Raw genomic sequence first — 20,379 nt, 5'->3', positions numbered from 1 at the left:
CCTTAACGAAGTTGTTGGGCGGAGTCCAGGGCCGTGGTTATTTGACGGTCCAACTGAGTGAGTTGATAGGCTTGGTCGGCCCAGAAGTCGGCGAGTTGGTGCGCGCTCAAGCGGGTGGTGTCGGGTTCCTGGTAATGGTGCATCCAGTCCATCATGGCCGCGTCGGCCTGTACTAGGGCCTGGGTGCGGCGCCGCAACGTCGGGGCCGCGTCACGACCCGCTACGCCGGTGGTGTCAAGCGTGGTGAGCTGGTGTTGCAAGCGCTGGCGCTCGGTATTGAGCGCATCCATGCGGCTCATGAGGGAGTCGTGATGCTGCATGACGCTAGCGCGCGTGGGACCCGTGGTAGCCACGCCGGAAGCTGTTTGAGAAGTGGAATCAGGCTGGCAAGCAGTCAGCAAGGCAAGTAGCGGGAATAGCCACTGGAAAACACAAAAAACAGACAGATGCTGTTTCATAAGTCGAAGGAGAAAAACAAGTGAATAGAAAAGCTAGGTAGCCAGCAGGCTACACCAGCAGCCACAGTAGGGCTAGCGGCAGCCGCAAAGCTGCTGGCATCCGGTGGTCGGTACGGATATGCTCCGGTGATGCCGGGGCCGGCTGCCCAGGGCCAGAAACAGGTAAGGCCAGGAAACAGAAGGGAAAAGAGAAAGCAGTAAGTGCGGGTGGGCGTGCCGGTTTAGCACGTCTGGCTCTTGCCTGACCATGGCAGGGAGAAGCGCTAAGCAGGCGTACGGGAGTTCGCCTGCTGATTATCAGCAGCCGTTAGGCGACCTAGCCACCAGGCAGAACAAGGGGGCTAGGGACCAAATAAGCCTAGCAAAAGGCGCCCGCTTTCTTCGTTAAATGCTGCCCAGCTAGTTCGCACGGCTCTTCCGTCGCTACCTATAGACAGCACGTAGCAAACCCGGTCGCCCGCGCAGCCTAGCAGAAACCAGGAAAAAGGACGGACTTACGCCGGTGGGTGGTCGGGGCTGGTACCATCCCAGCCGTAGGAGCCGACGCGCAACTCCGCGTAAAGGGGCAGCGTGGCCAACCACGTCGGGGCCGTCAAGCGCAGGGGCAGCATGGCGGCGCAGAACAGGGTAATTTCCTGAAACGCCTGCTTGCTGTCCGGCTGCTGCTTGCGCTCGGCTTGCTCCACCGCCTTAAGCTGCTTGCGCAGGTGGCATTTGCCGTTACACTTCAGCTGGGGCTTGTCGCGGTTGATGCACAGCACCCGGGCAATGTAGTCCTGGTTGAGCCACCAGCCCGCCACAATGCCCAGCCGCCCGGCACAGTGCACCGAGAGGGAAAACAGCAGCAAAAGAGCAACAGCTTGACGCACGCGCAGAGAAGGCGGAATAGAAACGCGCCTGCCGCAAAAGAACAACGCAATGGGGGAAGCACCAAACCACACGAAGGGAAGTACGCAGTTTCTTGTCTACAGCCATTTTCGCGAAACCACCATTTTTTAACGCGGAGCAGCTAGCGTCGTTGGTGTAGCGTGTAGCTGCCTACCTAGGGGAGGGTAGTCTGAGCTAGTAATCCGCGCTGCCCTTACGTTGATCTGTATCACGTTTTCCGCTTTTTGTAGCAGACCAGCGGATAGTCGACGCCGGAACTTTGTGCCGTCACTTAACTACTAAAACAGAGATGGCAAAGACAATCTTCATCACCGGCGCTTCCCGCGGATTCGGTAAACTTTGGGCCGACGCTTTCTTAAAACGCGGCGATCATGTAGTCGCTACTTCCCGCAACGTGGCCGGCCTGCAGGACCTAGCCGACACCTATGGCGCGGCCTTCCTGCCCCTGGCCCTCGACATCACCGACCGTGCCCAATGCGTTGCCGCCGTGCAGCAAGCCCACGACCAGTTCGGCTCGCTCGACGTGGTGATCAACAACGCCGGCTATGGCCTATTCGGGGCCGTGGAGGAGCTGAGCGAGCAGGCCGTGCACGATATTATCGATGCCAACCTGCTAGGCACGCTCTGGGTGACGCAGGCCGCCCTTCCCATCATGCGGGCCCAGGGTAGCGGCCATATCATTCAGCTGTCCAGTGTGTTGGGGATTACCAGCTCGCCGGGCTCCAGCATCTACAGCGCCACCAAGTTTGCCGTGGAGGGCTTGAGCGAGGCCCTTTACCACGAAGTGAAAGGCTTCGGCATTCACGTCACGCTGGTCGAGCCCAACGTCTTCAAAACTGACTTTGGCGGCGCCTCCGCCGTGCACAGCCAACCCATTGCCGCCTACGACCAAGTGAAGGCCTCGCTCTATGCCTTGCCCGCTTTCCAGCCCGCCAACTATGGCGAGCCGCAGGCCACTGTGCCAGCTATCCTGCAGCTGGTCGATACGGATAACCCGCCGCTGCGCCTGTTTATGGGGCGCGCTGCCTATCCCTGGGCGCAACAAGTGTACGCCGAGCGCCTCGCTAGCTGGGCCGAGTGGCAACCCGTGGCCGAGCAAGCCCACGGCTAGGGCCGCCCCTAGCGGCTGTAGCTGCCCGAACGCGGCCCCTGCCTGCAAGGGGTAGGGGCCGTTTGCGCTATCTTTATTTTTGTATCTACTTGCCTGTTACGGGCCCTAGCCATGAGACATTTCAAGAGCATCAGCGAGTTTCACCGCGCCTGTGGCTACCCGCCGCCTGCGCATCCGTTATTGAGTCTGCTCACGTGCCAACAGCTGTTGCACTGTTCCTTTGGTGAGGCCCCACTGACCACGGATTTCTACATGATTAGCTTTCGGAAGATGAAAGCGGGCGGGCTTTTCCTCTACGGCAAAACCAGCTACGACCACGAGGCCGGCGCCCTGTCGTTTGTAAAGCCCCGGCAGGTGATGCAAATCACGGACTTACAGCTTATCGAGATGGCCTTCGTGCTCATCATTCACGAAGACTACCTGCTCGGGCACCCGCTGCACGCCGAAATAAAAAAGTATGGTTTCTTCGACTACGAAGTCAACGAGGCCCTGCACCTAGCCCCGCGCGAAGAGCAGATTCTCTGGGACTTGTACCACCAGATTGGTTTTGAGTATGGCAACAACCCGGACGAGTACAGCCGCGATATTATCCTAACGCACCTAGCCTCCATTCTGAAGTATTCGCAACGCTTCTACAAGCGTCAGTTTCTAAATCGCACTGCCTTATCGGGCAGCACGGTAGCCCGGTTTACGGCGTTGCTGACGGCCTATTTTGAAGGTGGAAAGCTGCAGGAAGAAGGCCTGCCAACCGTGAAATACCTAGCCGATCAGTTGAACACCTCACCCCGCTACCTCACCGATTTGCTGAAGCAGGAAACGGGCAAAACGGCGCTCGACCACTTGCATCTGTTTTTGCTAGGCGAAGCCAAAAATTTGCTTATCAGCACCGATAACACGATTGCGCAAACCGCCTACCAGCTCGGCTTCAATAATCCACCTTACTTTACGCGGCTCTTCAAAAAAGAAGTTGGCCTCACACCCCACGAGTACCGCACTCAATTCTTGAACTAGGGTCTGTGGGCAGTGAGCAACATAACATGGTCGTGCGGCGCGGCGCGCTACAGAATCATATGGTGTTATTTAAGTGAAGCCGTTTGGTAGCGTAGCGTTAACTTTGCCATCTAGAAAGGGCACCAACACGGTCGGTGTTGCGTTGTCGTCTTCCTGCTAAAAGCGTTTTGCAGAGGTATGAAAGGGAAAGCTCTCGTTTTTAGGAGAAAGCTTCTTCTATGTACTACTCAGAAGTTGAATGCAAACGCGCTTTTTCTTGGTAGGTCTCACAATGCGGCCGGAAACTTTGGACTTCCGGGCGTTTTTTAAATTCTTATGAATACGACCAAAGGACGGGTGCTTGTCGCTATGAGCGGCGGCATCGACAGCTCGGTGGCAGCGGTATTGCTGCACGAGCAAGGCTACGAAGTAGTCGGCATGACTATGAAAACCTGGGACTACGCCTCGGCGGGCGGTTCCAAGAAAGAGACGGGCTGCTGCTCGCTCGACTCGATCAATGATGCGCGGGCCATTGCCGTGGAGCTAGGCTTCCCGCACTACATCATTGACATCCGCGACGAGTTCGGCGACTTCGTGATCAACAACTTCACCGACGAGTACCTCGCCGGCCGCACGCCCAACCCGTGCGTGCTCTGCAACACCCACATCAAGTGGGACGCCTTGTTGCGCCGCGCCGACCAGCTCGGCTGCGAGTTTATTGCTACCGGCCACTACGCCAACGTGCGCCTGGAAGATGGCCGCTACGTAATTAGCAAAGGGCTCGACGAGAACAAAGACCAGAGCTACGCGCTGTGGGGCATCTCACAAGCTAGCTTATCGCGCACGCTATTTCCACTAGGCGGCATGCGCAAAACCGAGATTTACGACGAGGCCCGGCGGCGTGGCTTCACCGCGCTGGTGAACAAGCCCGAGAGCTACGAAATCTGCTTTATCCCTGACAATGACTACCGTGGGTTCCTGCGGCGGCGCGTGGAAGGGCTGGAAGCGCGCGTGGCTGGCGGCGAGTTCATTTTGCGCGATGGTACCGTGGTCGGCAAGCACGAAGGCTACCCATTCTACACCATTGGGCAGCGCAAAGGCCTCGGTATTGCCTTGGGCTTTCCGGTGTACGTGACCGAAATTCGCCCCGAAACCAACCAGGTCGTGCTCGGCAACTACGACGAGCTAGCGAGCTCCCAAACGGTAGTCGGCAAGCTAAACCTAGGTAAGTACGCCTCGCTGGAAGGCCGGGGTCTGGTGCCTAGCATAACCAAGATCCGCTACAACCACGACGGCGCGCCGGCATTCCTGGAGCAGATTGGCGACAAAATCCACGTGTACTTCGAGGAGCCCGTGCACGCTATTACACCGGGCCAAGCAGCCGTCTTTTACGAAGGCAACGACGTGCTCGGCGGCGGTTGGATAGAACGGCACGTTATTGGCGAGGTTCCGGTTGCCACGACGGGTGCTACGGCGCTGACGGTCTGATTTATATATAGATTACTCAATAGCCTGGGGGTAAAGCCTGGGCTATTGAGCGTTCTATCCAGAATTCCCTCTATGCCCCAACGGTTTACTTTTTCTTCTGTGTTGCGCTACGGTTTCGTAGGCGCCGGTTTGCTTGCCTTAGCTGTAACGGCGTGCAAAACGGAAACGGAACCTGGTCTGGAAGCTGGCACCGATTATTACCCAGTGGAAGTAGGTACTTACCGTACCTACAACGTTATCGACAGCACCTGGAACAACAATGTGATCGGGGTGACGCGCTTTCAGTTTCGGGAGCGAATCACGGAGAGCTTCACGGATGCGGCCGGGCAGCTAGCTTACCGCGTGGTGCGCTCCAAGCGCAACGCCACAACCGATGCCTGGCAAGACGACAGCGTAATGCTGGTTAATCCCTCCGCGCAGACCGTACTGCTAACGCGCAACAATCGGCGGACGGTGGAACTAGTGTTTCCGGTGCAGGAAGGAACGTCTTGGAACCGTGATGCTTACAACACCCTGGATACGGTGACGTTCCAAAACCGAAGCTACAAGCGGGCGGGCCAGCCGTTCGACATCATCACCAATGGGCAGCCGCGACACTATGACCAAACTGTAACCACGGACGACAGCGGTGTGAACTCCTACGGGCAAATCATCGACGACGGTATCCGGCAGGTGGCCAAATACCGGCAGGTATATGCCCGTGGAGTTGGCTTGGTGTACCGGGTGCGGCGGCGCTACCAATATTGCCCATCCTCGGGCAACTGCTCACCCAATAAGTCTTACATCTACCTAGGTCGTGTGCGCTCGGAGACGCTAGTCGACTCGGGCCGCTTATAGGCCGCACAGAGAAACACAACGCAAGAGAAAGTGGCCGGATGCATCCGGCCACTTTTTTTTGTTCATAGCAGGAAAAGATGGCGGCGGATTTAAAAGTGAACGTAGTAGAAGTATTCTCGAATTGGCAGCTATATTTAACCACCAACCAATCACCATCTTATGCGAATTTCTACTCTTCTTGTATCCTCCGGGCTTTTGCTGGAGGCTCTGGCGCCCACTGTGGGGACCGCCGCGCCGCTTTCTGTGCGTGTAGAACCCACGGCCGTGCACAAGTATCTGATTTACTTCAAGGACAAGGCCAACTCGCCCTACAGCACGGCGCAGCCGCAGGCGTACTTGTCGGCGCGGGCCATTGCGCGGCGCACCAAGCAAGGCATTGCCGTGCTGTCCCGCGACCTACCGGTGAATCCTAGCTACGTGACGCAGGTGAAAGCCGTGCCTGGCGTACAGGTGTGGTACACCTCGCGCTGGTTCAACGCCGCCGTGGTATCCTGCGACGAAAGTGTGCTAGCGGCCCTGAATGGGTTGCCGTTTGTGCGCAGCAGCCAGGTGCTGAACCTCACCGATACCGAATCCGGCATCATAAAGGAGGAGGTAGAAGAAAACCTAGCCGCTACAACGGCGTCGGTAGCCGCCGTCCCCGCTGATTACGGCAATGCCTACGTGCAGGCCAACATGATTGGGGCCGTGCGCGCGCACGACGCGGGCTTCCGGGGCGAAGGCATACAGATTGCCGTGTTCGACGGTGGATTTCCGGGGGTGAACACGGCTTCACCCTTCGCAGCGCTCCGCAACGAAAACCGCATTGCCAGTGTGTTCAACTTTGTGGAGAAGAACACCGCGGTGTACACGCGCAGCAGCCACGGCACCAATACGTTATCAACCATGGGCGCCAACCAGACCGGGTTGTTTATCGGGACGGCGCCCAACGCGACGTACCGGCTGCTCATCACGGAGGATACGGATACGGAAAGCCCGGTGGAAGAAGCTAACTGGCTGATTGCCGCCGAGTACGCCGATTCGGCTGGGGTTGACGTCATCAGCTCGTCGCTGGGCTACACTACCTTCGACAACACGGCTCTGAGTCATACCTACGCGGATATGAACGGCCGCACCACCATCGTATCACGAGCCGCCTCCGTGGCTGCCCGCGTCGGCATGCTGGTGTGTAATTCGGCCGGTAACGATGGCGCCGGTGCCTGGCGCTACATCGGCGCCCCCGCCGACGCCGATTCCATTATCAGCGTGGGCTCGGTGACGTCAACCATGGTGCGCTCGTCCTTTAGCTCCTTCGGCCCTACGGCCGACGGGCGTATCAAGCCAGATTTGGCGGCGCTCGGTACGTCGGCGGCGGTTATTTCGGCCACCGGCACTTCCGTGCGCAGCAGCGGTACTTCGTTCTCGTGCCCCATCCTGGCGGGCATGGCCGCCGACTTTTGGCAGGCCAACCCTCGACTCACGGCCCAGCAAGTAATCTTTTACCTAAAGCGCTCCGGCACCCAGGTAAACGCCCCAGATAACAGCCTAGGTTTTGGTATCCCCGATTTTGTGCGGGCCTATAACTTGGCGAACCCCAACACGCCGTTGGCCACCAAAAACCGTGCTTCGGCCCAGCCCCAGCTAGCCGTGTACCCCAACCCGAGCACCGACGAGGCGCTCACGCTGGTGCTGCCGACGGAGCTGCAAGGCAAGGCCTTATTCGTGCGCATCTATGATGGGCGCGGGGCGCTGGTAGCCGAACAGCAAGTGCGCGCTTCCGCCGCGGCCAGCGTGATATTGCAAACTGGGACGCTGAGCCAGGGCATGTACAACTGCACGGTGCAAGCCACGAATGCTGCGCCGCGTGCTGCCCGCTTCCTGAAGCTGTAAACGTCGCCACTTAGGTTACCCATAAAAAAGCAGAAGCTTCGCACGAGGCTTCTGCTTTTTTATGGGTAAGGTCCACAATGCTAGGTGCTGTGCCGCGTTAGCGGTAGGGTTGTTGGGTGGCTCACGCGCCTGTGGCTGCCCGCGCGGCGCCCTGCCCCGCGAATTAGTTGCAAACCGGCAACGACCAACTCCTTATTTTCGTGCTATGAATGATACTACTACTCGCCGGATGGCGCCTTTGCTCGCTCCGTCGCTGCTCGCTGCTGATTATGGCAACTTACAAGCTGCAGTAGAAGGCCTGGCGGACAGTGCCGCCGACTGGCTGCACTATGATGTAATGGACGGTCGCTTTGTGCCGAATATATCCTTTGGGCCCGGCGTACTGCAAGCCGTGCACCGCCACGCCCGGCAGCCCTTCGATGTGCACCTGATGATTGAGGAGCCGCAAAACTACCTAGCTGCCTTCCGCGACGCGGGCGCGGCGAGCATCACGGTGCATTACGAGGCGTGCCCGCACCTACACCGCGTGGTGCAGCAAATCAAGCACCTAGGTTGCCGGGCTGGCGTCGCGCTCAACCCGCATACGCCCGTCGGCTTATTAGAGGATATTGCCGCCGACCTGGATGTCGTGCTGGTGATGTCGGTAAACCCTGGCTTTGGCGGACAAACATTCATCCCGAATACATTGCGTAAAGTGGCCGCGCTGAAAGAGTTGCTAATCGATTGCGGCTCGTCGGCGCTGATCGAGGTCGATGGTGGCGTGACTCTTGATAACGCGGGAGCCCTGGTGGAGGCCGGTGCGAATGTCCTCGTGGCGGGAAGCTTTGTCTTCAACTCAGCCGAAGGTCCCGTGGCTACCCTGGCCAACATGCGGACGCAATTATCGGCTAGCATTGACGCAGCAGAACAAGAAATAGGCTAATGCAGCACCTATATCGTAGTGGAGTGAAAAAGCGGTTGTCCGTGCTCGGGCTGCTGTTGTTGCTGGCACCCTTGCCCGCCGCAGTAGCGCAACAGGTAGCGCGGGCGCTCGTAGCGGGGGCCGTGCGCGACGCGGCTGGCCAACCGCTGGAGTTGGTGGTAGTAGGCGTGGAGGGGCAACCCGGCGGCGCCACGACCGATGCGGGTGGGCGCTTTTCTTTTAGCGTAACGCGCCCCGCCGCCGGTGCCAAGCCGCTGGTGCTTATTGCGCGGCGCGTGGGCTTTCAAAGCCAGCGACTGCCGTTGAACCTAGCCGCCGCCCAAAACCTAGTGATTATCCTGGCCACCGACAACCGTCTGAACAACGTAGTTGTGCGGGGCCGCTCCGACGAGGCCGACACCCGCGAGCAGGTGAGCGTCACGCACCTGGACCCGCGCGCGGCCAAGGAAATCCCCTCGGCCTTTGGTGACTTCAACAAGATCCTGACTACGCTGCCCGGCGTAGTGGCCAACAACGAGTTGACGAGTACGTACTCGGTGCGGGGTGGCAACTACGAAGAGAACCTGGTGTATGTGAATGGGTTCGAAATCTATCGGCCCTTTCTGGTCACGGCGGCGCAGCAGGAAGGGTTGAGCTTCGTGAACCCGGATTTGGTTAGTAAGATTGAATTCTCGACCGGGGGTTGGCAACCCAAGTACGGCGACAAGCTGTCCTCGGTGCTGAGCATTGACTATAAGCGGCCGGTGAAGTTTGAGGCCTCTGCTACGGCTAGCCTAGTGGGCGGCACGGCGCACGTGGGCGCGGCCTCGGCCAACAAGCGTGTGAGCTATCTGGCCGGTATTCGCTACAAGAATGCCCAGTACGTGCTCAACTCGCTGAAGCAGGCCCGCGGCGGCTACAACCCAACCTTCTACGACGGCCAGGCCAATATCAACCTAGCCCTCGGCCCGCAGGACAACCTGGACCGTACCACCCTCGGTCTGCTTACCACCTTTGCCCACAACGACTACCGCTTCACGCCCGAAACGGGTCAGGCGACGTTCAGTACGGCTACCAATCAGCTGACGCGGGTGTTTATTGCCTACTCCGGTCGGGAGCGAATGCAGTATGATACGTACCAAGGGGGACTTAACCTGCGCCACAACTTCACCCCAAATCTGCAAGGCGAACTGCTGGCCAGCGCCCTGATTTCGCGCGAGTTTGAGTACCGCGACGTGGAAGCCGCCTATACATTCGCCGACATCAACCGCGACCCCAACTCCGAGGACTTCAACCAGGCCGTGCGCCAGCGCGATGTGGGCTCCCGCTTCGACCACTCGCGCAACAATCTCACCGCTCGCATTGCCACGCTGGAAGCAAGGGGCCGCTGGACGCCCGGCCGCCAACATACTGTGCGTTGGGGCGTGAAAGGGGGCCGCGAAAAGATTCACGACACGCTCGACGAATACAGCTTCATTGACTCGGCTGACTACGTGCCCGACCGTCGGCGTTCGTTGCTGCGCTCTGATCTGAACCTAGCTAGCTACCGCTACCAGGGGTATGCCCAGCACACCATCGACCTCGATTCGTTGCACACGCTGACCTACGGCATGCGGGCCAACTACTGGACGGTGAACCGGCAGCTGACTGTGAGCCCGCGGGTGCAGTACGCCTTCACGCCGCGTCGCCGGCCGAACGTCTCCTATAAGTTTGCCACCGGCGTGTACAATCAGCCGCCGTTTTACCGCGAGCTACGCAACCAAATCGGTGGCCGCGATGCACAAGGCGTATTCGTGCAACAAGCGCAGCTTAACCCCGAGCTACGGGCGCAACGTTCCCTGCATTTTATTGTGGGCAATGAAATTCGCTTCAAAAACAAGGCCGGCCGCGACTTCAAGTTTACCGGCGAAGCCTATTACAAGTACCTCACCGACGTGGTACCCTACGACGTCGACAACGTGCGGCTGCGCTACTTTGCCCAGAACAACGCCAAGGCCTACGCCGCCGGGTTGGAAGGCCGCTTGGCCGGGGAGTTCGTAAAAGGTGCCGAGTCGTGGTTTAGTCTAGGGGTGCAAACCACCCGCGAAAACCTGGTGGGGGATTCCATCACCATTTTTAACGCGGAGAACAACCCTATTGGGAAGGAGCCCAAAGGCTACATTCGCCGTCCCACCGATCAACGGGTAAACCTAGGTGTGTTCTTCCAGGACCATTTGCCTAATAATCCGTCGGTGCGCGGCTACGTGAACTTGGTATTTGGCTCCGGCCTGCCGTTCTCGCCCCCCAGCGCCCCCGAGCAGCGTGGCACGAGCAAGCTTAGCCGCTCCTACAAGCGCGTCGACCTAGGTTTTTCTAAGGTCATTGCCCTCGGCAACAGCCCTGAAGCTAGCCGCCGGGCTGGTCAGTTTGAAAGTCTGTGGCTGGGCCTAGAAATCCTGAACGTACTAGCGGCCAATAACGTGGGCGGCTACAGCTACGTGCAAGACATTAATTCCGTCACGTATTCCGTGCCCAATTACCTTTCGCAGCGCGTCGTAAACCTGCGCGTCATAGCTAGGTTTTAACTAAAAAGCTCCCCTCCTTTTTTAAGGAGGAGTTGGGGGTGGTTCCAATCGTTGAACGATACTAGTTCTAGTCTTCTAGCTCTAGTTTGACAACCCCCAACCCCTCCTTAAAAAAGGAGGGGAGCTTTTAGTTATAACCTAGCTCTTTTAATAAGCTTTACCTTGCCACTCGGTCAGGCGGACACGCATGTCGGGGAGCTGGTTTTTGAAGGCTACATCGCTTTTGTCACCCATTTTGAGGGCTTTGCGGCCGAACTCAATGGCGGTGGTGTAGTCTTTCTGCGAAGCTAAAAGCCGCGCCTTGATCCAGTTGTTGCTGTACACATCGTGCAGGCGGATGGATTCGTTGATGTAGCGCAGGGCTAGCTCGGCCTGGAGATTATTCTGCACCAGGTACTCGGCTGCCTGGGCTAAGAGCTGCCAGTTACCGGGGTTTTGGGTTAGCGTTTGCGTGATGCCCGCTAGTACTTTGCCGTGCACGTCGCTCTCAACGAGCATGCTCACGGTGCGCTTCTCCCAGGTTAGGTTGAGCTTACCGCCGGCGGGTACCACGTCCGAAAACCAGTACAGCAGGGTTTCGTGGAAGGGCGCGGGCTCCGAGGCAATGGGTAAGCGCACGAGGTCGTCCTTGGGGTCGTAGCCTTCGCTACCCCAGTGCGTGGTGACGCGGTTCAGGATCAATTCCCAGTCGCGCTCGGCGTGGGGCAACACATAAAACGAGTACTTACCGGCCGGTACCACCTGCCCGTTGACCGTCAGCGTGTCGGAAAAGGTCAGCAAGGTGTTTTCGTTGGCGCCCGCCCGCCACACTTCTTCCCAGGGTACTAACTGCCCCCATACAGGGCGGCCCTTTACGCCAGGGGCATGATAATCGACGGTAACGGAAGTAAGGCCAATATTCTGCTGCAAGACAACGTGGGGGCTAGCCTGCGGCAAGGGCAGCTGCACGCCCTGGGGCTGCTGGGTAGGAGGCGTGGTAACCGCCGCTGGAGTTTGGGTCTGTGCTAGGGCTGGCAAGCTGCCTAATGTGAAACCCAGACAACAACCAGCGAGCAGACGAGAAAACATCATGGGCAAATGCAAGTAGGTGAAGAGCAGCAGCACAAGTCAGCTAGCTCGCAAGGAACAAGAACGCCAGAAACCAGCCCGACAAGTTTGGAAACGACAAATATCCGGTTTTGCGTAATTTTTTGAAGGAAAAATTTTATAGCCTCGCCGTAGCGCTTACTTTTGCTGCGCAATTCAGTCCTATGTCTCTCGCCGCGCCACTCTTTCGCACTCCTGGTTTTTGGGCCGCCCCCGCAGTGGGCACGGCTACCAGCGACCTGCGCGCGCCGCACCATCATGAGCACGGGCATCATTCCTCTTTCTAGAGGAAGCACACAATCATATTGCCCCGTTGGGGAATCGCTCTGGTTCCCTGGTCGCCCGAAAAGGCGGCCTCGCTTGCCTTTGCCGTTGCTGGCCCCAAGCGCTTTCCTTTTCTTCTTGCATTCTGGGTGTTGAGCTGTTCTGAAGTCCAACCAACATTCAACCCTCATCCTTCAACCTTTCCCTATGATCCGTCTGGCCATCCAGAAGTCGGGCCGCCTGAGCGAAGATTCCCTGAATCTGATTCGTGAGTGCGGTATTTCGTTTGTCAGCAGCACCTACAAGCTCAAGACCGAAGCCACCAATTTCCCGCTCGAAATCCTGTTCCTGCGCGACGACGACATTCCCGGCTACGTGCAGGACGGCGTAGCCGACCTAGGTATCGTGGGTCAGAACGTGCTAGTGGAAGCCGGTTTCCCGGCGCTGGAAGTGGAAGCCCTAGGGTTCAGCAAGTGCCGCCTGTCGCTTGCCGTGCCGCGCGGCGCGGAGTACAGCTCCGTAGCGAGCTTGCAGGGCAAGAACATTGCAACTTCCTACCCCGAAATCCTAGGCCGTTATTTGGCCGGCGAGGGCGTGCAAGCCCAGTTGCACACTATTAGCGGGTCGGTGGAAATTGCGCCGAGCATTGGCCTAGCCGATGCTATCTGCGACATTGTGTCGTCGGGCTCAACGCTGCTAGGTAATGGCTTGCGCGAAGTAGAAACGGTTTTCCGCTCCGAGGCTGTGCTTATTGCCAACCAAAACCTAGATGCGGAAAAGCAGCACTTATTAGAGAAGCTTCGCTTCCGCATGCAAGCTGTACGCCGCGCCCGCCGCAACAAGTACATTATCTTGAATGCGCCCGTTGCGGCCCTCGACCAAGTGAAAGCCCTGCTGCCCGGCATCAAGTCGCCCACCGTGACCAAGCTAGCCGAAGAAGGTTGGGTGTCGGTGCAGTCGGTGGTAAACGAAGACGACTTCTGGCACGTAACGGATCAGCTTAAAGCCGTGGGTGCCGAAGGCATCCTGGTGCTTCCGATTGAGAAAATGATCAGTTAAATGGTTGAACGTTGAATTGTCAAAGGGCTGGTCGTTCAGGCAGGCCTTTAATAATTCACGAGTGTACACTTTAAATAATGCTGTCAGATGCGGTGAATGGTCAGTTGCTCGCATGAAGCGAGAACAATCAGCCATTTACTCATTCAGCCATTTAAGCTCATGCAAGTCTTTCAATATCCTGTTCCGGCCGAGTGGCCTGCGCTTCAGCAGCGCGCCGCGGCTGGCGAAGCCCGCCAGGTGGAAGAGCGGGTTCGCCAGATTTTTGACGACGTGCGCCAGCGCGGCGACGAAGCCCTGCGCCAGTACGCCGCCGAGCTCGACGGCGCCACGCTCACCGAATTGCGCGTAAGTCCGGCCGAAATAGCTGCGGCCGTGGCGCAAGTGCCAGCCGAGCTGCAAGCGGCCATCCGGCAGGCGTACGACAACTTGTGGAAGTTTCACGCCACCCAGCGCACGGAAGAACCTCGGGTCGAAACGATGCCGGGCGTGACGTGCTGGCGAAAGTCGGTGCCGGTGCAGCGGGTAGGTTTGTACATTCCTGGAGGCTCGGCGCCGCTGTTCAGCACCTTATTAATGCTAGGGGTGCCGGCCCGATTGGCGGCTTGTCCGGAAGTGGTGCTGACTACGCCGCCCCAGAAAGATGGCTCGGTGAACCCCGTGATTCTGTTCACCGCCCAATTGCTCGGCATCCAAACCATCGTGAAAGCTGGCGGCGCGCAAGCCATTGCGGCTCTAGCCGGTGGTACCGATAGCGTGCCGGCCGTGGATAAAATTTTCGGGCCCGGCAACCGCTACGTGACGGCCGCCAAGCAACTGGCCACCCAGCACGGCGTGGCTATCGACATGCCGGCGGGCCCCTCAGAAGTGCTTGTCATTGCTGACCGCACAGCCAATCCGGCCTTTGTCGCGGCCGATCTGCTGAGCCAGGCCGAGCACGGCCCCGATTCGCAGGTGTTGCTGCTGACCGACTCCGTGGAGTTGCTGCCGCTAGTAACGGCCGAGGTAGAACGCCAGCTAGCCGAGTTGCCGCGCCGCGACGTAGCCGCTCGCGCCCTGGCCGAGAGCCGCGCCATCTTGCTGCGCACGCCGGAGGAAATGCTGTTCTTCTCGAACCAGTACGCGCCCGAGCACCTTATTCTGTCGGTACAGGACCCAGAGGCACTAGCCGGGGGAGTAACCAGCGCCGGCTCGGTGTTCCTGGGTCACCTCACGCCCGAAGCCGCCGGCGACTACGCCTCCGGCACGAACCACACGCTGCCCACCGGCGGTTACGCCCGCAACTACAGCGGCGTGTCGCTCGATTCGTTTCTGAAGAAAATTACCTTCCAGCGCATCACCCCCGAAGGCTTGTTGCACGTGGGTCCGGTGGTGGAAACGATGGCCGAAGCGGAAGGCCTACGCGCCCACGCCCGCGCCGTGACCTTGCGGCTGGAATCTATTGCCGTAAGCCGTTAACATTGATCATTTAACCAGTAACGCACAATGACCACCAGAATGCTGCATAGCTAGGGCAAGCTAGGGTCTCGCTCCAACAGAGGCGACCTAGCTTCGGCGGCTTGCCCACCGCTTCGACAGCCCTTGTTACATGGTAGATGTTAAATGAAAAACGAAATGGTATTTGATCTAGAAAGCCTGGTCCGTTCCAATGTGCGGGCGATGAAACCGTACTCGTCGGCCCGCGACGAATTTGAGGGGGAAGCCCGCGTAATGCTCGATGCCAACGAGAACAGCCTCGGCAGCGCCGGCCCCGACCGGTTCAACCGTTACCCCGACCCGCACCAGCGCGCCGTGAAAGCAGACCTAGCTCCGCTGAAAGGTGTGGCACCCGCGCAAATCTTCCTCGGTAACGGTTCTGATGAAGCCATTGACTTGCTCGTGCGCCTGACCTGCGTACCCGGCCAGGACAGCATCTTGATTTTGCCGCCGACCTACGGTATGTACGAGGTGGCCGCCAACCTCAACGATGTGGCCGTGGAGCGCCTGCCCCTCACCGCCGACTTCCAGTTGTCGCCCGAAATCGTGGCGCAGGTGGTGGCCTCGAAGGCGAAGCTGGTGTTCATCTGCTCGCCCAACAACCCCACCGGCAACTTACTCCACGCCGAGGGGGTGGAAGAAATTCTGCGCGGTTTTGGCGGTTTGGTCGTTGTAGATGAAGCGTACGCCGACTTTACCACGGCCCCGAGTTGGACGACGCGCCTAGCGGAGTTTCCGAACCTGGTGGTGATGCAAACCTTCTCCAAAGCGTGGGGCCTCGCCGGTTTGCGCCTGGGTATGGCTTTCTCCTCGCCGGAAATCATCGGCTACCTGAACAAGATCAAGCCTCCTTATAATATATCGGAGGCAACGCAGCAGCATGCGCTGGCTGCATTGAAGGATGCCGCACGCTTCGAGGCCATGCGCACCGAACTGCTGAAAGGCCGCGACTGGCTCGCGGAGCGCTTGCCGGCGGTAAGCATTGTGGAAGAAGTATTCCCTTCGGATGCCAACTTCCTGCTCGCCCGCTTCCGCCCCGACGCCACGGCCGTGTACGACTACTTGCTGGAAAAAGGAATCGTGGTCCGCAACCGCACGACCCAGCCCGGTTGCGCCGGTTGCCTGCGCCTAACGGTAGGTAGCCCCGAGGAAAACGAAGCGTTGCTCGCGGCGCTCCAGCAGTTCGAGGGCTAGGTTCAACCGGGTATGCAGCTCGTGGTTTTCTGCGGCATTCAGGCAACGGGAAAGTCAACCTTTTACCAGCGTCAGTTCTTCCATTCGCACGTGCGCATCAGTATGGATCTGTTGCGCACGCGCAATCGGGAGCGGCGAATGCTCGAATTGTGCCTGGAAACCAAGATGCGTTGCGTCATCGACAATACCAACCCGACCCGTGCCGAGCGCGCCGTTTACATCGAGCCGGCGCGGGCTGCGGGGTTTGAGGTGGTTGGGTACTTCTTTCAGTCAATAGCCGCCGAAGCCTTGGTGCGAAACCAGCAGCGCCCGCCTGAACGGCAGGTACCGGACCGCGGTATTAAAGGCACGCGCAACCGGCTGGAGCCGCCAAGCCGGGCGGAAGGATTTGACCATTTGTACTTTGTGCGCATTGGCGCGGATCAGGAATTTGTTGTAACCGAGTGGCGAGATGAAGTTTGATGAGCTAGACACCCGCATGCGCGTGTTTGAAACGGCCCACGACCATTGTGTTCTGCCGGGCCTTTACCTAGTTGCTCGTCTGGATGGTCGCGGCTTCACGCGCCTCACCAAGGAAGTGCACCCGTTTGAAGCGCCGTTCGATGAACGCATGCGCGAGTTGATGACCAGTACCGTGACGCACTTGCTCGGCTGCGGCTTCCGCATCTCGTACGGCTACACGCAGAGCGACGAAATTTCGCTGCTCCTGCATCCCGAGGAAAATACCTTCGGCCGGAAGCTGCGCAAGTATAACTCCGTTTTGGCCGGCGAAGCCTCCGCGGCGTTTTCGCTGAAGCTAGGTGCAGTCGGCGTGTTCGACTGCCGCATTTCGCAATTACCACGCGAACAAGATGTCGTCGATTATTTCCGGTGGCGTCAGGAAGATGCTGGCCGCAATGCCCTAAACGCCCATTGCTATTGGGCGCTGCGGAAACAAGGTCAGTCAGTGGCGGAGGCGACCGGTCAAGTACTGGGGATAGGCACTGCGGCCAAGCACGATCTGCTGTTCGCGCACGGCATCAACTACAACAGCGTGCCCGCTTGGCAGAAACGCGGCGTGGGGTTGTACTGGGAAACCTACGACAAACCCGGCTTCAACCCGCTCACCCAGGAAACGGTGCATACGGTTCGCCGCCGGCTGAAAACTGATTTGGAGTTGCCGCTAGGAGAAGCGTATGCTTCGTTCATCCAAACCCTGCTGCACCAGGAGCAAGGGCAGGAAAGCTAGGTGTCGGTCGTTTGTTATTCCGAGTGGCGCGAGGAATCTGGGTAAAGAACCTGGGTTATCCTCCGGGATATAACCTCAGATTCCTCGCGCCGCTCGGAATGACAACCCGCCCAGAGAAAAACTCGGCCGTGTGCCGACTAACAACATGCGAAGCCGTAGCTTCGCGCTACAGCCACAACGCGAACTATTCCATTCGCGCTTCATATGAAAAAAGTCCTTTTTATCGACCGCGACGGCACCATCCTCATTGAGCCGCAGCCAAGCCAGCAGATCGACGCGCTGACGCCGGATAAATTTCAGTTTTTGCCGGGTGCTATTTCCAACCTAGCCCGCATTGCCGGTGAGCTCGACTACGAGCTGGTGCTGGTGAGCAACCAGGATGGCCTCGGCACCGACAGCTTTCCGGAAGATACCTTCTGGCCGGCCCATAACCTGATGCTCGACATTCTGCGCGGGGAAGGAGTGGAGTTTGCGCGCGAGCACATCGACCGCAGCTTCCCGCACGAAAACCTAGCCACGCGCAAGCCCGGCATCGGCATGCTAGGCCGTTACTTCGAGGCCGAGCACAACTACGACCTGCAAAACTCCTTCGTCATCGGCGACCGGCTCACCGACGTGGAACTCGCCCAGAACCTAGGGTGTCAATCGATTTTGCTGCGCGAAGAAGCTGACCCGCGCGCCGCCCTCACCACTACGAGCTGGAATGAAATTTTTCAGTTCCTGCGGTTGCCTGCTCGTCGTGCCGTCGTGCAGCGCGACACAAACGAAACCAAGATTCGCGTGGAGCTGAACCTCGACGGCGCCGGTCGCCCTCAGATGCACACTGGCCTAGGTTTCTTCGATCACATGCTCGATCAACTCAGCAAGCACTCGGGCGTCGACATGAAGATTGACGTGCAAGGCGACCTGCACATCGACGAGCACCACACCATCGAGGATACGGCCATTGCCTTGGGCGAAGCTTTCACGCAAGCCCTCGGCGACAAGCGTGGCCTCGCCCGCTACGGTTTTTTACTCCCCATGGACGACGCCCTCGCCCAAGCTGCTATCGATTTTTCGGGCCGGCCGTGGCTGGTGTGGGATGCTGAATTTAAGCGCGAGCGAGTAGGCGATATGCCCACCGAAATGTTTTACCATTTCTTCAAGAGCTTCTCTGATGCGGCCCGTTGCAACCTCAACATTAAGTGTGAAGGAGAGAACGAGCACCATAAGATCGAGTCCATTTTCAAAGCCGTAGCTAAGTCGATTAAGATGGCGCTGGTGCGTGATGCAGCCAAGATGGAGATACCTAGCACGAAGGGTATCTTGTAGTGTTTATCCATTTGTTATAACAAATGGATAAACACAGATCATATTGATCTACTGTCATTAATAAGCTGCGGGGTTTCTACAAGCGAGCGAGTGAAAGATGCAGCAAGTAGCCGAGAAAAGAGAAGGCAATAAGATCAAAGAGTGTATAAACAAATGAATAAACACTGATTATTTCTCAAATGGAAATAGCGGTTATTGATTACAAAGGCGGCAATGTGCAGTCGGTTTTGTTTGCCCTGGAGCGGCTAGGTGTGCAGGCTACTTTGACCTCGGATGAAGAGGTGATTCGCCGGGCCGATAAGATTCTGTTCCCCGGCGAAGGCGAAGCGGCCTCAGCTATGAGCGAGCTACGCGCCCAAGGTCTCGACAAGTTGCTGCCCACGCTGACGCAGCCTTTCCTAGGTATCTGCCTGGGCATGCAACTACTCGGCACGTACAGTGAAGAGAACGACACTGACCTACTGAACATCCTGCCGTTCGAGGTAAAACGCTTCCCCGCCGACGCCCAACACAAGGTGCCGCATATGGGATGGAATACCTTGCAGCGCCTCCGCTCGCCGTTGTTCGAGGGCCTGCAAGCCGAAGACTACGTCTACTTCGTGCATAGCTACTACGCCCCGGTAGGTGACTACACCATTGCCGAAGCGGAGTACCCAGCGCCCTTCAGCGCCGCCGTGCAGCACCGTAATTTCTACGCGGTGCAGTTTCACACCGAGAAGAGTGGCCCCGTCGGCACGCGCATACTAGAGAACTTCCTGAAGCTGTAAAATGGGGCCTAGTGCCTAGTTGTTCGTCCTAGCTTGTAAGCAGGGAGACCTAGGCTAAGCACCAAGCACAAGCACCAAACTCGAATGGAAATAATACCCGCTATTGACTTGATAAATGGCCAGTGTGTACGACTGACCGAGGGCGATTTTGCCCAGCAAACCACCTACGACAATGACCCGCTGGCCGTCGCGCAGCGCTTCGAGCAGCACGGCGTGCGGCGCCTGCACCTGGTGGACTTGGATGGAGCCCGGGCCAAGCAGCCGGTAAACTTGCCGGTGCTGGAGCGCATTGCCCGCCACACCCAACTGACGATTGACTTTGGCGGCGGGCTGCAAAGTGAGCAGGCCGTACGCCAAGCGTTCGACGCTGGCGCGGCCCAAATCACGGCCGGCAGCATTGCCGTGCGCGAGCCCGAAACGGTGCGGACCTGGCTCCAAACCTTCGGCGCGGAGAAGGTTATTGTGGGCGCTGACTTTCGGAATAATTATATTTCCATCAACGCCTGGGCCGAGCAAAGTGAGCGGACGCTAGCTGAGTTTATCGGGGAATACCTAGCAGTTGGGGCCACTACCTTTGTGTGTACCGACGTGAGCAAAGACGGTAAGCTGCAAGGCCCCGCTTTAGCTAGCTACCAGACTCTGCGGACGCAGTTCCCGGCCGCGCAACTGGTAGCCAGCGGCGGGGTGACTACCATCGCGGATGTGGAGGCGTTGGCCGAGGCGGGTCTATACGGCGCTATCATTGGCAAGGCGATTTACGAAGGCACGATTCAATTAGAAGAGTTGCGCCGGTTTCTGTAGCGCCCAAAATGTAGCGCGAAGCTCCTGCTTCGCACCTCGTTGCTCGTCGGTATATAAGCTGACGCAACAAGTATCGTTCAACGATGCGCG

General features: G+C 58.3%; 19 protein-coding genes. 16 read left to right on the top strand and 3 right to left on the bottom strand.

The window, feature by feature from the left end; all coding sequences use genetic code 11:
• Nucleotides 1–2: 2 nt before the first annotated feature.
• Together SD425_RS13320 and SD425_RS13315 are read right to left on the bottom strand one after the other, a co-directional pair.
• On the bottom strand, nucleotides 3–458 hold the full coding sequence (locus SD425_RS13320) for a hypothetical protein (protein ID WP_324679375.1): 456 nt from the start codon (nucleotides 456–458) through the stop codon (nucleotides 3–5).
• A 494-nt stretch (nucleotides 459–952) separates the two neighbouring features.
• Nucleotides 953–1,306, bottom strand: coding sequence for a hypothetical protein (locus SD425_RS13315; RefSeq protein WP_324679374.1), 354 nt, complete (start codon nucleotides 1,304–1,306; stop codon nucleotides 953–955).
• Nucleotides 1,307–1,635: 329 nt separating this feature from the next.
• Between SD425_RS13315 and SD425_RS13310 the strand changes: the two genes are divergently transcribed.
• The 7 genes from SD425_RS13310 to SD425_RS13280 all read left to right on the top strand — a co-directional run bounded on the left by SD425_RS13310 (nucleotide 1,636) and on the right by SD425_RS13280 (nucleotide 11,106).
• The gene (locus SD425_RS13310; RefSeq protein ID WP_324679372.1) at nucleotides 1,636–2,457 is read left to right on the top strand and encodes an SDR family NAD(P)-dependent oxidoreductase; all 822 of its coding nucleotides are present in this window, start codon (nucleotides 1,636–1,638) and stop codon (nucleotides 2,455–2,457) included.
• 111 nt (nucleotides 2,458–2,568) lie between these two features.
• Nucleotides 2,569–3,468: a helix-turn-helix transcriptional regulator gene (locus SD425_RS13305; RefSeq protein ID WP_324679369.1), complete on the top strand. Its 900-nt coding sequence runs from the start codon at nucleotides 2,569–2,571 to the stop codon at nucleotides 3,466–3,468.
• 315 nt (nucleotides 3,469–3,783) lie between these two features.
• The gene (mnmA, locus tag SD425_RS13300) at nucleotides 3,784–4,935 is read left to right on the top strand and encodes a tRNA 2-thiouridine(34) synthase MnmA (RefSeq protein ID WP_324679367.1); all 1,152 of its coding nucleotides are present in this window, start codon (nucleotides 3,784–3,786) and stop codon (nucleotides 4,933–4,935) included.
• 72 nt (nucleotides 4,936–5,007) lie between these two features.
• Nucleotides 5,008–5,772, top strand: coding sequence for a hypothetical protein (locus tag SD425_RS13295; RefSeq protein ID WP_324679365.1), 765 nt, complete (start codon nucleotides 5,008–5,010; stop codon nucleotides 5,770–5,772).
• Between the two features lie 159 nt (nucleotides 5,773–5,931).
• A complete protein-coding gene (locus tag SD425_RS13290; RefSeq protein WP_324679362.1) occupies nucleotides 5,932–7,641 on the top strand; it encodes a S8 family serine peptidase in 1,710 nt (569 codons plus the stop codon).
• Nucleotides 7,642–7,870: 229 nt separating this feature from the next.
• Entirely contained in the window at nucleotides 7,871–8,563 is a 693-nt protein-coding gene (gene rpe / locus SD425_RS13285) for a ribulose-phosphate 3-epimerase (protein ID WP_324679541.1), read from the top strand.
• A gap of 23 nt (nucleotides 8,564–8,586) precedes the next feature.
• Entirely contained in the window at nucleotides 8,587–11,106 is a 2,520-nt protein-coding gene (locus SD425_RS13280) for a TonB-dependent receptor (RefSeq protein ID WP_324679359.1), read from the top strand.
• A 147-nt stretch (nucleotides 11,107–11,253) separates the two neighbouring features.
• Here SD425_RS13280 and SD425_RS13275 read toward each other — a convergent pair whose 3' ends face one another.
• Complete coding sequence (locus SD425_RS13275; RefSeq protein ID WP_324679357.1) at nucleotides 11,254–12,177, bottom strand: DUF2911 domain-containing protein; 924 nt, start codon at nucleotides 12,175–12,177, stop codon at nucleotides 11,254–11,256.
• Nucleotides 12,178–12,356: 179 nt separating this feature from the next.
• Between SD425_RS13275 and SD425_RS13270 the strand changes: the two genes are divergently transcribed.
• The 9 genes from SD425_RS13270 to hisA all read left to right on the top strand — a co-directional run bounded on the left by SD425_RS13270 (nucleotide 12,357) and on the right by hisA (nucleotide 20,289).
• Complete coding sequence (locus tag SD425_RS13270; protein WP_324679354.1) at nucleotides 12,357–12,479, top strand: hypothetical protein; 123 nt, start codon at nucleotides 12,357–12,359, stop codon at nucleotides 12,477–12,479.
• Between the two features lie 184 nt (nucleotides 12,480–12,663).
• Nucleotides 12,664–13,515: an ATP phosphoribosyltransferase gene (hisG, locus tag SD425_RS13265; RefSeq protein ID WP_324679352.1), complete on the top strand. Its 852-nt coding sequence runs from the start codon at nucleotides 12,664–12,666 to the stop codon at nucleotides 13,513–13,515.
• Nucleotides 13,516–13,674: 159 nt separating this feature from the next.
• Entirely contained in the window at nucleotides 13,675–14,970 is a 1,296-nt protein-coding gene (hisD, locus tag SD425_RS13260; RefSeq protein ID WP_324679350.1) for a histidinol dehydrogenase, read from the top strand.
• A gap of 144 nt (nucleotides 14,971–15,114) precedes the next feature.
• Complete coding sequence (gene hisC / locus SD425_RS13255) at nucleotides 15,115–16,182, top strand: histidinol-phosphate transaminase (protein ID WP_324679348.1); 1,068 nt, start codon at nucleotides 15,115–15,117, stop codon at nucleotides 16,180–16,182.
• 12 nt (nucleotides 16,183–16,194) lie between these two features.
• On the top strand, nucleotides 16,195–16,644 hold the full coding sequence (locus SD425_RS13250) for an AAA family ATPase (protein ID WP_324679346.1): 450 nt from the start codon (nucleotides 16,195–16,197) through the stop codon (nucleotides 16,642–16,644).
• Entirely contained in the window at nucleotides 16,634–17,410 is a 777-nt protein-coding gene (locus SD425_RS13245) for a tRNA(His) guanylyltransferase Thg1 family protein (RefSeq protein WP_324679344.1), read from the top strand. The genes SD425_RS13250 and SD425_RS13245 overlap by 11 nt, the downstream gene beginning before the upstream one ends.
• Nucleotides 17,411–17,614: 204 nt before the next feature.
• Nucleotides 17,615–18,721, top strand: coding sequence for a bifunctional histidinol-phosphatase/imidazoleglycerol-phosphate dehydratase HisB (hisB, locus tag SD425_RS13240; protein ID WP_324679342.1), 1,107 nt, complete (start codon nucleotides 17,615–17,617; stop codon nucleotides 18,719–18,721).
• Nucleotides 18,722–18,900: 179 nt separating this feature from the next.
• Nucleotides 18,901–19,488 carry an imidazole glycerol phosphate synthase subunit HisH gene (gene hisH, locus SD425_RS13235; protein ID WP_324679340.1) on the top strand — a complete coding sequence of 196 codons (588 nt, stop codon included), beginning with the start codon at nucleotides 18,901–18,903 and terminating at the stop codon, nucleotides 19,486–19,488.
• Between the two features lie 84 nt (nucleotides 19,489–19,572).
• On the top strand, nucleotides 19,573–20,289 hold the full coding sequence (hisA, locus tag SD425_RS13230) for a 1-(5-phosphoribosyl)-5-[(5-phosphoribosylamino)methylideneamino]imidazole-4-carboxamide isomerase (RefSeq protein ID WP_324679338.1): 717 nt from the start codon (nucleotides 19,573–19,575) through the stop codon (nucleotides 20,287–20,289).
• Nucleotides 20,290–20,379 lie beyond the last annotated feature (90 nt).

Origin of the sequence: Hymenobacter sp. GOD-10R (genome assembly GCF_035609205.1) — a bacterium.
Lineage (GTDB): Bacteria > Bacteroidota > Bacteroidia > Cytophagales > Hymenobacteraceae > Hymenobacter.
This window is presented reverse-complemented; position numbering and strand designations above follow the sequence as displayed.

Bases quoted from the DNA above. Each gene is read 5' to 3' on its own strand.
- SD425_RS13320 (WP_324679375.1), bottom strand. From the start codon at position 458: ATGAAACAGCATCTGTCTGTTTTTTGTGTTTTCCAGTGGCTATTCCCG.
- SD425_RS13310 (WP_324679372.1), top strand. From the start codon at position 1,636: ATGGCAAAGACAATCTTCATCACCGGCGCTTCCCGCGGATTCGGTAAA.
- SD425_RS13305 (WP_324679369.1), top strand. From the start codon at position 2,569: ATGAGACATTTCAAGAGCATCAGCGAGTTTCACCGCGCCTGTGGCTAC.
- mnmA (WP_324679367.1), top strand. From the start codon at position 3,784: ATGAATACGACCAAAGGACGGGTGCTTGTCGCTATGAGCGGCGGCATC.
- SD425_RS13295 (WP_324679365.1), top strand. From the start codon at position 5,008: ATGCCCCAACGGTTTACTTTTTCTTCTGTGTTGCGCTACGGTTTCGTA.
- SD425_RS13290 (WP_324679362.1), top strand. From the start codon at position 5,932: ATGCGAATTTCTACTCTTCTTGTATCCTCCGGGCTTTTGCTGGAGGCT.
- rpe (WP_324679541.1), top strand. From the start codon at position 7,871: ATGGCGCCTTTGCTCGCTCCGTCGCTGCTCGCTGCTGATTATGGCAAC.
- SD425_RS13275 (WP_324679357.1), bottom strand. From the start codon at position 12,177: ATGATGTTTTCTCGTCTGCTCGCTGGTTGTTGTCTGGGTTTCACATTA.
- SD425_RS13270 (WP_324679354.1), top strand. From the start codon at position 12,357: ATGTCTCTCGCCGCGCCACTCTTTCGCACTCCTGGTTTTTGGGCCGCC.
- hisG (WP_324679352.1), top strand. From the start codon at position 12,664: ATGATCCGTCTGGCCATCCAGAAGTCGGGCCGCCTGAGCGAAGATTCC.
- hisD (WP_324679350.1), top strand. From the start codon at position 13,675: ATGCAAGTCTTTCAATATCCTGTTCCGGCCGAGTGGCCTGCGCTTCAG.
- hisC (WP_324679348.1), top strand. From the start codon at position 15,115: ATGAAAAACGAAATGGTATTTGATCTAGAAAGCCTGGTCCGTTCCAAT.
- SD425_RS13250 (WP_324679346.1), top strand. From the start codon at position 16,195: ATGCAGCTCGTGGTTTTCTGCGGCATTCAGGCAACGGGAAAGTCAACC.
- SD425_RS13245 (WP_324679344.1), top strand. From the start codon at position 16,634: ATGAAGTTTGATGAGCTAGACACCCGCATGCGCGTGTTTGAAACGGCC.
- hisB (WP_324679342.1), top strand. From the start codon at position 17,615: ATGAAAAAAGTCCTTTTTATCGACCGCGACGGCACCATCCTCATTGAG.
- hisH (WP_324679340.1), top strand. From the start codon at position 18,901: ATGGAAATAGCGGTTATTGATTACAAAGGCGGCAATGTGCAGTCGGTT.
- hisA (WP_324679338.1), top strand. From the start codon at position 19,573: ATGGAAATAATACCCGCTATTGACTTGATAAATGGCCAGTGTGTACGA.